We start from the raw sequence: 13,206 nt of genomic DNA, 5'->3' as shown, positions 1-13,206 counted from the left end.
TATTCCAATGAATTCATAATTTATCAGCGCGGTTGGCGCTGTTTACTGCCCGTATAAAGGCCGTTATTTTAGCGCTGTTTTTGCGGCCAGGTTGCGCCTCTACACCACCGCTAACATCTACCGCATACGGCGCGACCTGTTTTATGGCTGCGCCGACATTACCTGCCGCTAAACCACCCGCCAAGACTATGGGCATGGGCCGCTGTGCCGGTATACGTGCCCAATCAAAACACTCGCCGGTGCCGCCCGGTACGTCTTTGCGATAGGCATCTAGTAGCAGTGCGCTAGCGCCTGCGTACTGGTCAAAGCAGGCTGCTAAGTCCAGCTCTGGCCGCATTCTTATGGCTTTCAGATAGGGCTTGCCAAACTGTTGGCAAAATTCTGCCGGCTCATCACCGTGAAACTGCAATAAGTCTACCGGTACTTTGGCTATCAGCTCCGTCACAAAATCTTGCTCTGGGTTAACCACCAAGGCCACAACTGTAACAAATGGGGGCAAGGCCTGACAGATTACTTGTGCTTGCGCTATATCCACGGCTCTTGGGCTGGCAGCATAAAACACCAAACCTATAGCATCGGCACCCGCCGCTATCGCTAGCTGTGCATCTTGCTTAGAGGTGATGCCGCAGATCTTTATTCGAGTACGTTGCACGTTATTACGCCAAGCCCAAAAGGATGCTTCTAAAAAAACGACCATTCTAGCAACAACCGCCCCTGCATGTCGCTAGTAGCGGCGGAAAAAGCGTGATTATTCAAGGCCTAAGCCACAGCTTATTCAATCGGCCGGAACAAAGTACGGCCCCACCGCCACCGGGGGTAAATTAAAGTGCTGGGGATACGCCACATCCACCAAATACAAACCCTTGGGTGACGCCGTGGCGCTGGATAAACTGCGATCTTTAGCCAGCAAAATCTCTTGTAACCAGCCCGCCGGCTGCTTACCCACGCCCACGTCCATTAAGGCGCCGGCAATATTGCGCACCATGTGATACAAAAAAGCATTGGCCTGTATATCGATAATTACCAGCTGCTGGCGGCGATACACCCGTATAAAATGGACATTGCGCATTGGGCTATTGGCTTGGCAGGCTACCGCCCTAAAAGAGGTGAAATCCAATTCACCCAACAGACATTGCGCCTCCGCATGCATACGCTCGGCATTCAACGGCCGGCTCGCAAAGGTAACGCCATTAGCCAGCAAGGCCGGCCTAACTGTATCGTTTAAGATCACATAGCGATAACGCCTAGCCGTAGCACTAAAACGGGCGTGGAAATCCTCGGCCACAGGCTTAGCCCAATGTATGGCTATACCTGCAGGCAAGCGGGTATTACCTCCTTGCACCCACGCTTTTTCGCTGCGCGCTACCGGGCTTTCAAAGTGAACCAGCTGATGGCTGGCATGCACACCACTATCGGTGCGGCCGGCACAATGCACCTTGATGGGGCCATTGGCGACGAAACTTAAGGCTTGTTCCAAACCCTCTTGCACGGTGGGCACCTGCGGCTTCAGCTGACTTTGCCAACCGTGATAGGCGCTACCGTCATAGCTAATAGCTACCGCCACTCTATCGCCGGGGTTAATGGTTTCGTACTCTGGCAAACTCATTGCGTAACACTCATTACTTATCTAGGCCAACATTTTCAACTCTGAACAAGCCGACTTCATGATTCTTAATCAGACAGCTACGAAAGCTACCGGTAAAAAAGGCGTATCATAACACTAGCTGGGGCCCGATGAGTCAAACACCAGACATAAAAAAGCCCCGGTAAACCGAGGCTTTTTACAACGCTGTTAGATTAGACGCGCTCTAGCAAAGCACTGGCCTCTTGCTTTTGCTCGTCACTACCTTCCTGCACGACTTCGTCCAGTATATCTTTGGCGCCGTCGGTATCACCCATATCGATGTAGGCTCTAGCCAGGTCCAATTTAGTCGCTACCTCATCGGTATCAGATAAGAAATCAAACTCATCGTCATCCTCATCAACTGTCACCGGCTCATCGAAACTTTCGTTGGTTTCGGTCAGATCTAGATCTAAACGTTGAGCGTCGGCACCCAGATCCGACACCGCCTCATCTAACTGCTCGACCAAGTCTTCTTCAGTCAAATCTTCATCTAAGCTGACTAGCTCTTCGCTAGGGTCGGCTGGCAAGTCACCCTCATCGGCGGATTTCTCGCCAGTAGCGGGCTGCTCAGTTAGTTCTAGCTCACTATCCAGAGCCGATAACTCTTCGGATAATTCAAAATCATCGCCATCTAATTCTGCACTAAAAGAATCGCTATCTTCATCAAGACTGAGCGATTCTAAATCCAAATCAGAATCCAAGCCTGAATCTAAATCAGCGTTGAGATCATCAAGATCAGCGCTAAAATTTAACGCTTCCAACTCGGGCTCTTGCTCTGTTTCCGAATCAGTAGATTCTAAGTCCACCGCCAACTCTAAGTCAGCCGCCAAGTCGTGCTCTTCCTCTAGCTCCAGCTTATCGACAGTAGGTGCATCATCTGACTCCAACTCAGCCTCAAAATCGGCTAGATCTAGATCCAAACTATCGTCATCCAGCGGCTCTAATTCATCTTCCAGCGATAAACCAGCCAAGGCTTCATCCAGCCCACTTTCGTCTAGCTCTAGCTCTAAGTCCAGCTCACCTTCATCCAATTCCAGTGCAGCGCCATCCTCTTCAGCGCTATCAGCACCTAACTGCTGGTCCAGCAAGGAGGTATCGAACTGCATAGTGCGACTTTCTGATAAATCCTCTAAGTCGTCACCCTCTAAATCCAACTCTAAGTCCAGCTCGAGATCATCGTCATCTAAACCCAGGTCAACAGATTCTAACTCCAAGGACTCTTCAGATTCATCGCCATCGATAAGCTCAGCATCCATATCTGCATCGCTAATATCTAAGGCTGTTGAGGGTAAATCATCCAACCAATCAGCAACGCCATCGATGCTAGATAACATTTCTTTCACTTGAATAACCGCAGACTCGTCACCCAGGGCCTGCAACTTGACGTAAAACTCTTGGAAGGATGGCTTATCTCTAGCTTCCAAACACACTTCCAACAACTTAACTAAAATATCTGAGCGTTGAGGCTCTTGGCTGTGGGCGGTTTTTAATAAATCCATAGCCTGCTGAAAACGACCATAGGCGATATAAATATCCGCCTCAGCAATAGCATCGCCCGTTTCCGATTGCACCGGTGCAGGCTCTTCAACCACCGCTTCCATTTCCTCTTCGATGGCAAAGTCACCAACATTGGCTTCTGCCAAGTCGATATCGCTATCATCCAGCTGCTCATCTAGCTCTGCACCTAAGTCTTCATCACCTAGGGATAACTCATCTAAATCCTCTGCTTCTGGCTCAGCAAAGGCCGAGGCCATCTCCTGCTCTTGGTCAGCCTGCTTACGGCGACGCAGTAGCGCAACAATAGCGGCCAAAGCGATTAAGCCACCGGCAATCCCTAAATTGAGTGGGCTTAATAGCTGATCAACAAAACTTGGCTCTGCTTTAGGAACGGCGGCAGCTTGTGTCTTAGCAGGCTCAGCACTAGTGACTGGCTGGCCTTTGCTGGATTGTAAGGCCGCTAACTGATCTTCTTTTAGCTCCAACAAACGCTGTAAGGTTGCCATTTTGGCTTCCATATCACTTAAACGCCCAGCGAGCTCGTCATTGTGGCGCTTGGTTTTTTCTAAATCTTCTGCCGCTACCGCTAGTTCTTCGCTAAGTGCGGCAGAGCCGTTAGCATTACTACCCACCCCGTCGCTACCTGCTTTATCACTACTACCTGAACCTGCAATACTTAAACGGGCATCAGCAGCAGCCGCTTTATCCGTTTTAGCCGTGGTTGCCGAAGCATCCAAGGGCGCCTCGGTCAGCAACGATGGCGCTTGTTCACCGGTTTTCCAAGCACGATTCTGATTAGCCACTTCTTTGGTGGCCAAATTATCGGAAATGTCTGCTATTTGATTTTGGGTAGGTATGCGCAATACATAACCCGCTTTTAAGCGGTTAATATTGCCATTGATAAAAGCTTCAGGGTTAGCACGCTGTATGCCCAGCATGGATTGCTGCACAGAGGTATTAGGCGTGGGGCGGCTTTTAGCGGCGATTTCCCATAAGGTTTCATCGCGACGCACACGATAACTTTCGCCCGGTTTTAAGGTGCCTTGCCTAAGACTCTCCCGGCTAGAGCTGCCCGTTGAACGAGGCTGTGGGGGCACTGCACGCTTTGGGGCGGGTACCATAACCTTACTATCAGCAATTTTAGCCGCGCTAGTCACTGCCGATGCGGTCACTGTCGGAGCCGGTACTGCACTGTAAGTGGGTAAGTCCAATAAAACGGTGTATTCTCGCAATATGCGGCCACTGGGCCAGCGAGCTTCAATAATAAAATCTAGGTAAGGCTCAATAACGTTTTCACGGGTGTTGATCTTAATCACGCCGTGACCGTTTTCATTCACCTCTACCTTAAACTTTAAGTTGGAGAGGAAGAAGTCGCGGCTAACACCGGCACGGTCAAAGTCTTCCCTGGCCCCAAGCTTTACCAGCACCTGTGTAGCGTCTAGCTCACCGGTATCTAATAATCTGATTTCGGCCTCTAACGGCTGGTTTAGAGCAGAACTCAGGCTGAGCTCTCCTAGCCCTAATGCACTGGCTACATCAGTTTGCAATGCCCCCAATGCCGCTACCACTACCGCAAGCTTTTTACGCACCATCATCGCTACTTTCCCTATCTTGAGCTTTATTGTCAGCTTTTTATCTTTATTGTTCCGTAACGGTTACGACTGCTCAATAATTAAGCTATTGAGGCAACCGAATGTCGAAACGGTAAAAAACCTAGAATAGGTCTTTACTAGTTGGCGTAAGTATTGATTAGAAATAGCTTTTTAGCAAGATTTCAACAATCTGAACACGGCTTAAAACAGGCCTTTTTGGCATATTATCTGACACAGTCCACAGATTAAGGGCGTTAGGGTGAAAAATAGCTTGCCGCAGCCAAGCAACAAGCGCCGTCTCGTTAGCGACAGCATCAGCCAATGCCGCAGCATAATCGTCATCAATGTGTTCGCTATCAACTACAGCCCTAGCCGGCCACCACTTCACCGGCTAACGCCACGATAGACTAGCAACAGAAAGCAGCGGGATAGAGACCAGACTACAATCAACGTTAAACTAGCTTTATATCATCGCGGAGCTGCTGGCAAATATTAGAATCCCTTGCCGATTAGGCGATGACCAAGGCATAGCGCTTGGCCAGCGGGATTGACCCCTGCCAATATCCCTAGCACGGCACCCTCTACGGCGATATCAAGGGTTAGCCATACAGACTTATGCCTCTAACAAAATACGCAGCATACGGCGCACAGGCTCAGCAGCACCCCATAGCAATTGGTCACCTACGGTAAAGGCTGACAAATATTCAGGGCCCATATTCATTTTGCGCAAACGGCCTATAGGTACCTGCAAGGTGCCGGTTACCGCCGTAGGCGTTAGCTGCTGCAAGCTGGCCTCGCGCTCATTGGGCACTACTTTTACCCAATCGTTAGCCGACGCCAAGATGGAGTGTATCTCATCCATGGGTACATTCTTAGTCAGTTTTATCGTTAAAGCCTGGCTGTGGCAGCGCATAGCACCCACCCGTACACAGAGACCATCAACGGGTACAGGCTGCGCCGATGAACCCAATATTTTGTTGGTTTCCGCTTGACCCTTCCACTCTTCGCGGCTTTGGCCATTGTCTAATTGCGTATCTATCCACGGTAATAAGCTGCCCGCTAAAGGCGCACCAAAGTTGGCGGTGGGGAAATCAGCACCGCGCATAGTGGCAGCCACTTTGCGATCTATCTCTAAAATAGCACTGGCAGGGTCAGCCAGTTGCTCGGCAACGCCGGCTTCTATGGCACCCATTTGCGAGATTAACTCACGCATATTTTGGGCGCCGGCACCGCTAGCGGCTTGGTAAGTCATGGCCGTTGTCCACTGCACCAAGCCTTCGCGGAACAAGCCGCCCATGGCCATTAGCATTAAGCTCACGGTACAGTTACCGCCAATAAAGTTTTTTACGCCGTTGGCTAGGCCGTCTTTAATCACGTTCATATTAACGGGGTCTAGGATGATCAGCGCGTCGTCAGCCATGCGCAAGCTAGAAGCCGCATCTATCCAATACCCCTGCCAGCCAGCCTCACGCAAGGGTCCAAATACGGCCTTGGTGTAATCGCCACCCTGACAAGAAACAATGACATCCATGCTTTGTAATGCAGCAATATCGTTGGCATCTTTTAACGGCGCTATAACACGACCTATGTCCGGGCCCGCGCCACCTACGTTGGAGGTGGTGAAAAATACCGGTTCGTTGATATCAGCAAAATCGCCTTCAGCCATCATACGTTCCATTAATACGGAACCGACCATGCCACGCCAACCTACAAAACCTACTCTATTCATAATTACTCTCAATACTGTCCGTTCGCCGCAGCGAAAAAATTACGTCGTTAATGCCGCTGCTATTCAGTTAAAGCAGCCACTAGGGCATCGCCCATCTCACTGGTAGAAACCAGCTTGGTACCTTCAGTATAAATATCCGGTGTGCGATAACCCTGATCCAAAACCTTACCCACTGCCGCTTCTATAGCATCCGCCGCCGCCGTTGCCCCTAAGGAGTAACGCAACATCATGGCAGCCGATAGTACCATAGCTAAGGGATTAGCCTTACCCTGACCCGCAATATCGGGTGCCGAACCGTGACAGGGTTCATACATGCCGCGACCGTTTTTATCCAGTGAGGCCGAAGGCAGCATGCCTATAGAGCCGGTGAGCATGGCCGCCGCATCTGACAATATATCACCAAATAAATTGCCGGTAACGATCACGTCAAACTGCTTGGGTGCACGCACTAATTGCATAGCGGCGTTATCCACATACATATGGCTAAGTTCTACCTCGGGGTAGTCCTTGGCCATGTCTTGGACGATTTCACGCCACAGTACTGTCGCTTCTAACACATTGGCTTTGTCAACAGAGCACAGCTTGCCGCCGCGCTTTTTCGCCGCCTCAAAGGCCACTTTGGCGATGCGACGTATTTCTGTTTCGTTGTATTTGTAAGTGTTATAGCCTTCGCGCTCACCATTTTCTAAAGTGCGTATGCCGCGAGGCTCACCAAAATAAATACCGCCGGTTAATTCCCGCACGATTAAAATATCTAAACCGGAAACCACTTCCGGCTTTAGCGATGAGGCATCGGCTAATTGCGGATATAAAATCGCAGGCCGCAAATTGCCAAACAACTCTAAGCCCGAGCGCAAACCTAACAGGCCTTTTTCTGGCCGTATTTCACGATCGATGTTATCCCACTTGGGGCCGCCTATAGCGCCAAACAGAATGGCATCACAAGCTTTTGCTTTCGCTAAAGTTTCATCAGGTAATGGCACACCCGTGGCATCAATAGCAGCACCGCCCAATAGTGCCTCATCGTATTCGATACCTAAATCAAATTGTTGATTAATAATATCGAGCACACGCTTGGCCTCAACACTAATCTCTGGGCCTATACCGTCACCGGCAATCAATAAAACTTTTTTAGACACTGCTAACTCCAATGTTATGATTTGGCAAATAACCAAGGTGATTGTTGCTGCCACTTAGCTTCGAAAGCCTTGATGGCGTCGGCATCTTGTAAAGTAACGCCTATATCATCCAAGCCATTTAACAAACAGTCTTTGCGGTAGCCCTCAACCTCAAAAGAAAAAGCCTCACCACTGGGAGTGCGAACTTGCTGCTGCTCTAGGTCCACCGTTAATTGGTAGCCCTCTTGCGCATACATCTCGGCAAATAATTGCTCGACAACTTCATCACTTAACACGATGGGCAGCAAACCATTTTTAAAGCAGTTATTATAAAAAATATCGGCAAAACTGGGGGCGATTACCGCACGAAAACCGTAATCATCCAGCGCCCAAGGTGCGTGCTCGCGGCTAGAGCCACAACCAAAATTTTCCTTGGCCAACAAAACACTGGCGCCTTGGTAGCGGGCGAAATTAAGCGGAAATTCCTTGTTTAACGGCCGCGTTGCGCAATCTTTGCCCGGCGCACCTTCATCGGTGTAACGTAATTCATCAAATAAGTTAGGGCCAAAGCCGGTACGCTTAATCGATTTCAAGAACTGCTTGGGGATAATCATATCGGTATCCACATTGGCTCTATCCATGGGTGCGGCAATACCGGTTTCTATTGTAAATTTTTGCATAATATTCTTAAGCCTCCGCGCGCATCATGTCGCGTACATCAACAAAGTGGCCTGCAATTGCAGCGGCCGCGGCCATTTCAGGACTAACCAAATGGGTGCGGCCGCCGAAGCCTTGGCGCCCTTCAAAGTTACGGTTAGAGGTAGAGGCACAATGCTCACCGGCACCTAACTTATCGGAGTTCATCGCCAAGCACATGGAGCAGCTGGGGTCACGCCATTCCAAACCAGCCTCGATAAAGATTTTATCCAAGCCCTCTTCTTCCGCCTGCTTTTTTACTAAACCTGAGCCAGGCACGACCAAAGCTTGAATCACGCTATCAGCTTTTTTACGACCTTTAACCACCGCAGCAGCAGCGCGTAAATCTTCTATACGCGAGTTGGTGCATGAACCTATAAAGACTTTATCCAATTTAATATCGGTAATCGCCATGCCTGCAGTAAGCCCCATATATTCGAGGGCGCGCTTAGCGGCAGTCTGTTTTACCGGCTCGCTAAAGTCGCTGGGGGCGGGTACGGTTTGGTTAACCGCCACCACCATCTCTGGCGAAGTACCCCAGGTCACCTGCGGAATAATGTCATCGGCGTTTAATTCGACCACGGTATCAAAGTGCGCACCCTCATCGCTGTGCAAGGTGCGCCACTGGGCAACGGCGGCATCCCACTGTGCATCGGTAGGCGCAAAAGGCCGGCCTTTAACATAATCAATTGTTTTGTCATCTACCGCTACCATGCCCACACGAGCACCAGCTTCTATGGCCATATTACACACCGTCATGCGGCCTTCTATAGACATGTTGCGAAACACTTCACCGCCAAATTCTATGGCGTGGCCGTTGCCACCAGAGGTGCCAATTTTACCAATCACAGCCAACACCACATCTTTAGGAGTGACGCCAAAACCTAATTTGCCATCGACCTTAACCAACATGTTTTTCATTTTTTTCTGCACTAGGCACTGGCTGGCCATCACGTGCTCAACCTCAGAAGTCCCTATGCCGTGGGCCAAGGCACCTAAGGCACCATGGGTAGCAGTATGAGAGTCGCCACACACCACGGTCATGCCGGGCAAGGTTGCGCCCTGCTCGGGGCCAACCACATGCACTATGCCTTGGCGCACATCGTTGATTTTAAACTCGGTAACACCAAAGCTCTCGCAGTTATCATCTAGGGTTTGCACCTGTATGCGTGAGATCTCGTCCACTATGCCAGCGATGCCACCCGCGCGTTCAGTTACATCGGAAGGCACATTATGATCGGGCGTTGCCAAGTTGGCATCGACACGCCACAAGGGGCGGCCGGCCAAGCGCAAGCCTTCAAAGGCCTGCGGCGAGGTGACTTCGTGCACTAGCTGGCGATCGATATAAATAAGCGCCGAGCCGTCATCACGCTGTTTAACTAGGTGGGAATCCCACAATTTGTCATAAAGAGTCTTTGTTGTTGCAGACATCAGCCCACCTCAAATATTCACTAACGAAGCCTTAATTGGCATTAAATAAGCTATGCCAAGCATTGTATGCAGGGTGCACGAATAACACAAATTCATATTTTTTATAGTTTGCATTCCAAAAAGGAATACTCTAGCCTGCAGCCATGGACACTCAATCCCTACAAGCATTCATACTCGTGGCTGACAGCGGCTCTTTCTCCGTCACCGCCGAGCAGTTACACCTCACCCAACCCGCCGTTAGCAAACGCATAGCGGGGCTGGAGTCACAGCTAGACTGCAAGCTGTTTGACCGCATAGGCCGCAGCACCCAGCTTACCGAAGCAGGCCGAGAGCTATACCCCAAGGCGCTGCAAATTCTGCAAGATGTGAAAGAAGCCGAACGCAGCGTGCGTGAGCTGCGTGGTACGGTTGCCGGCACCCTCAGCATAGGTATTAGCCATCACATAGGCCTGCACAGGCTGCCGCCGGTGTTACAGGCATACAGCAAACGCTACCCAAAAGTGCACTTAGCGATAGACTTTATGGATTCGGAAGAGGCTCACGAGCAGGTTATGCACGGCCAGATTGAGCTGGGGGTAGTCACCCTAGACCCCGGCCATAGCTTAGTCAGCCACAATCAGGTATGGGATGATGAACTCACCTTAGTAGTCGCCGCCGATCACCCACTGGCCAGCAAAGCCATCATTACCCCGAAAATGCTCAGCAAATACAATGCAATTTTGCCCGGTTTAAACACCTACACAGGACGTATAGTCGCCGAGCTATTTAGCCAGCATAAGCTCAAACTCAACACCAGCATGGCTACTAATTATTTGGAAACAATAAAGATGATGGTATCCATAGGGCTGGGCTGGAGCGTGTTACCGAAAACCATGCTAGATCAACAGCTCAGCCCCATCAGCATTGCAGGCCTCAGCCTCAGCCGCAAGCTGGGTTACATCTACCACCCCAACCGCAGCCTCAGTAATGCCGCGCAAGCGTTTGTCGCCGCCCTAAACGAACACCGCCGTTTAGGCTAAGGCCATAGCGCCAACAACCTTGCTAGCAACGGCGCTACCTGCTGCTGCAAGTGCTCGCCCAAATAACCCTGGCTGGCCATCCAGCACAACTCGGCCAGCACAGCCCCTATCACCAACACTAGCAACACAGCACCTGCCCAGGCCTTGCGACGCGAGCTGGGCCGTGGCGACAGCTGGTCATGGCCATCAGCTTGCGCCACCACTCTGGGGCGTATGATGAGGGTTTGCTGATCATTGCTAAAGGCCTGCAAGGCTTGCTTCACCTCGTCACAGTTGCGGTAACGCTGGCCGGGGTCTATAGCCAGCATCTTTTTCAATACCGCCTGCAGAGGCAAAGGTAATATCGCCATCTGCGACTCATTGACCAACTGGCCCTGCTGCATCGCTACCGGCTGGCCGGTTAGCAAATGGAACAACACTGCCGCCGCTGAATAGATATCACTGAGTGGCGACTTCTCTTCATCGGATGGTTGATACCAGTCATTAGCCTTGTCAGAGTGATCGGTATAACCAAAATCGCTGAGCTTTATTTGGCCCGGTTTATACAACAGCAGATTACTGGGCCGCAAATTGCCATGCACTATGCCTTTGCTGTGGGCGTAATTGAGGGCATCACACATTTGCTGTGCCAATAATAACCAATGCGCCAGTGGAAAGGCCTGACTTAAGCGCTCCTCCAAACTGCCACCGCCGACATACTCCAATACCGAAATAAATGCCCGCTGATTTTTAGCGGTGCCGTAAACCTTAGCGATATGGGGATGCTCTAGTCCTGTTAGGTTTTTATTAACATTGTAAGCCTCACCTTCGTAGGCACATTTTTGCTTTTTTACCACCAGCAAACGCTTGCGCTTGGGGTCGCTCACCAAATAGGTGGCGCCGTAGTGATTCTCTTTTAAAACATCCAGTAATTTATAAGCTGCGGGCAAGCCCTCTTGCGATTGCTCACCCTCCCAGCGGTGTTCGTTCAAATGCTTGCCTTGCAGAATCAACAATAAACGCTGGCGTATCTCATCGGCGCTTTTAGGGCGCAGCAAAGGCTCGCGGCTAAGGCATTCATCGATCAAGCTCGCCAGCACCTTAGGTACAGAGCTCGTTGCCGAGCAGAGCCCGGGCTGGCCGCCGTAAAACAACTCATGCATTAATACACCTAAGGCATATAAATCCGCTAGAGCATTCACCACCTTGCCCTCAGCCTGCTCGGGCGCCATATAGGCCGGTGTACCCATAATGGCCTGGTCCTCAGCCTGTTGCGCAAAATAACCGGCAATGCCAAAATCCACCACTCGCACATGGCCGTCGTAATCGACTAGAATGTTGGCAGGCTTAATATCCCTATGCACCACGCCATTACGGTGCGCATAAGAGAGCGCCTTGCAGATTTGCATGACGATGTCGATTTTACGGGTAAGGGCCACATCCGGCCGAGATAACACAGCGCTGAGGTTAACGCTTTTGACATACTGCATAACAAAATAAGGCTGGCCATCAGCGCTCACGCCCTGATCTATCACCTGAATAATATTGGGATGATTTAAGCTGGCCACCAGCAAAGACTCTTGCTGAAACTGCGCCTGCACCGTGTCATCATCCACCAAAGCGGCATCTAACACCTTAATGGCTACCGCACGGTGTAGGGATAATTGCTCCCCCAAATAAACGGTGGCCATCGCCCCTTTACCTAAAGGCGCAGCAATACTGTATCCGGGGAGCTGGATGGCAAGTTGCATAGAATGATAATTAATAGTGCGAGTTCAAGGAGTTAGCGCTAAAATGCTAAGTGTTGGCTGAAGTATAGACGGGCCTTAGCACTTTTGTCGCACTGTTTTTTCAGCCAATAGTTGCGCTAATCTGCTAGTACTGGGCCACAAACGGTACACGTATATTTATTAACCACCTCACGATAAAAGCAAAAATATAGCTATGAATAATCAAAAAGAATGGCAACTCGTAGCCAACGGCGATTGGTTAAAAGGGCAAGTGTTTCCTCTGGCGCAACATACAGTATTAGGCCGCGACTCGGATTGCGACATCACCATACCCGGCACTCACCTATCGCGCCGCCACGCCGAAATTGCGATTAGTGGTAATAAATTATTGGTTAAAGACTTAGGTTCCTCTAACGGTACCTTTGTTAACGGTAAGCAAGTTAGCCAAGCCGAGCTAATACCTGGCGATCAAATTCAATTTGATGTGCTGACCTTTTCCGTAGAAGGTCCCGGTGAACAGCAAGATATTAACGCCACCAGAATTAGGCCGGCGATACTACCCAAAGCGAAACCCAAGCCCCTAATCCCAGAAATACCCGCCGACAAAAAACAGTGGAAAACCAAGCCTACTTCACCCGGCAACCGCAGCGAAAACGATCACTACAACCAAAGCAAAAAAATTAAAAATGCCATTATCACCGCGCTATGCGTTTGCACAGTGGCAGCAGTACTTGCGGGCATAGCGTTTCTAATTACGCAATTATAAACGTTAGCAGCGTTAGTAATATCGC

10 protein-coding genes are annotated in these 13,206 nt (G+C 50.3%); 2 read left to right on the top strand and 8 right to left on the bottom strand.

Annotated elements, in window-relative coordinates; all coding sequences use genetic code 11:
* Window positions 1-13: 13 nt before the first annotated feature.
* From B067_RS0109660 to leuC, 7 genes are all read right to left on the bottom strand, one after another.
* Window positions 14-697, bottom strand: a complete 684-nt coding sequence (locus B067_RS0109660; protein ID WP_019529876.1) for a phosphoribosylanthranilate isomerase — start codon at window positions 695-697, stop codon at window positions 14-16.
* Window positions 698-775: 78 nt separating this feature from the next.
* On the bottom strand, window positions 776-1,606 hold the full coding sequence (truA, locus tag B067_RS0109655; RefSeq protein WP_019529875.1) for a tRNA pseudouridine(38-40) synthase TruA: 831 nt from the start codon (window positions 1,604-1,606) through the stop codon (window positions 776-778).
* 191 nt (window positions 1,607-1,797) lie between these two features.
* Window positions 1,798-4,716, bottom strand: a complete 2,919-nt coding sequence (locus tag B067_RS0109650) for a motility hub landmark protein FimV (protein ID WP_019529874.1) — start codon at window positions 4,714-4,716, stop codon at window positions 1,798-1,800.
* A gap of 610 nt (window positions 4,717-5,326) precedes the next feature.
* Window positions 5,327-6,442 (bottom strand): aspartate-semialdehyde dehydrogenase, encoded by a 1,116-nt coding sequence (gene asd, locus B067_RS0109640; protein WP_019529872.1) that lies wholly within the window; start codon window positions 6,440-6,442, stop codon window positions 5,327-5,329.
* Window positions 6,443-6,501: 59 nt separating this feature from the next.
* On the bottom strand, window positions 6,502-7,581 hold the full coding sequence (gene leuB, locus B067_RS0109635) for a 3-isopropylmalate dehydrogenase (RefSeq protein ID WP_026244554.1): 1,080 nt from the start codon (window positions 7,579-7,581) through the stop codon (window positions 6,502-6,504).
* A 14-nt stretch (window positions 7,582-7,595) separates the two neighbouring features.
* Window positions 7,596-8,240, bottom strand: a complete 645-nt coding sequence (gene leuD, locus B067_RS0109630) for a 3-isopropylmalate dehydratase small subunit (RefSeq protein WP_019529870.1) — start codon at window positions 8,238-8,240, stop codon at window positions 7,596-7,598.
* Window positions 8,241-8,247: 7 nt separating this feature from the next.
* Window positions 8,248-9,687, bottom strand: a complete 1,440-nt coding sequence (leuC, locus tag B067_RS0109625) for a 3-isopropylmalate dehydratase large subunit (protein WP_026244553.1) — start codon at window positions 9,685-9,687, stop codon at window positions 8,248-8,250.
* 143 nt (window positions 9,688-9,830) lie between these two features.
* Between leuC and B067_RS0109620 the strand changes: the two genes are divergently transcribed.
* On the top strand, window positions 9,831-10,706 hold the full coding sequence (locus B067_RS0109620) for a LysR family transcriptional regulator (protein WP_019529868.1): 876 nt from the start codon (window positions 9,831-9,833) through the stop codon (window positions 10,704-10,706).
* On the opposite strand, the gene B067_RS20070 is transcribed toward B067_RS0109620, so the two are convergent.
* Entirely contained in the window at window positions 10,703-12,436 is a 1,734-nt protein-coding gene (locus B067_RS20070) for a protein kinase domain-containing protein (protein ID WP_051083841.1), read from the bottom strand. The genes B067_RS0109620 and B067_RS20070 overlap by 4 nt on opposite strands.
* Window positions 12,437-12,629: 193 nt before the next feature.
* On the opposite strand from B067_RS20070, the gene B067_RS20065 reads away from it, so the two are divergent.
* Window positions 12,630-13,181, top strand: coding sequence for an FHA domain-containing protein (locus B067_RS20065; protein ID WP_019529867.1), 552 nt, complete (start codon window positions 12,630-12,632; stop codon window positions 13,179-13,181).
* Window positions 13,182-13,206 lie beyond the last annotated feature (25 nt).

Origin of the sequence: Dasania marina DSM 21967 (genome assembly GCF_000373485.1) — a bacterium.
In the GTDB taxonomy this organism is placed as follows: Bacteria; Pseudomonadota; Gammaproteobacteria; order Pseudomonadales; family Dasaniaceae; genus Dasania; species Dasania marina.
This window is presented reverse-complemented; position numbering and strand designations above follow the sequence as displayed.

Bases quoted from the DNA above. Each gene is read 5' to 3' on its own strand.
- B067_RS0109660 (WP_019529876.1), bottom strand. From the start codon at position 697: ATGGTCGTTTTTTTAGAAGCATCCTTTTGGGCTTGGCGTAATAACGTG.
- truA (WP_019529875.1), bottom strand. From the start codon at position 1,606: ATGAGTTTGCCAGAGTACGAAACCATTAACCCCGGCGATAGAGTGGCG.
- B067_RS0109650 (WP_019529874.1), bottom strand. From the start codon at position 4,716: ATGATGGTGCGTAAAAAGCTTGCGGTAGTGGTAGCGGCATTGGGGGCA.
- asd (WP_019529872.1), bottom strand. From the start codon at position 6,442: ATGAATAGAGTAGGTTTTGTAGGTTGGCGTGGCATGGTCGGTTCCGTA.
- leuD (WP_019529870.1), bottom strand. From the start codon at position 8,240: ATGCAAAAATTTACAATAGAAACCGGTATTGCCGCACCCATGGATAGA.
- leuC (WP_026244553.1), bottom strand. From the start codon at position 9,687: ATGTCTGCAACAACAAAGACTCTTTATGACAAATTGTGGGATTCCCAC.
- B067_RS0109620 (WP_019529868.1), top strand. From the start codon at position 9,831: ATGGACACTCAATCCCTACAAGCATTCATACTCGTGGCTGACAGCGGC.
- B067_RS20070 (WP_051083841.1), bottom strand. From the start codon at position 12,436: ATGCAACTTGCCATCCAGCTCCCCGGATACAGTATTGCTGCGCCTTTA.
- B067_RS20065 (WP_019529867.1), top strand. From the start codon at position 12,630: ATGAATAATCAAAAAGAATGGCAACTCGTAGCCAACGGCGATTGGTTA.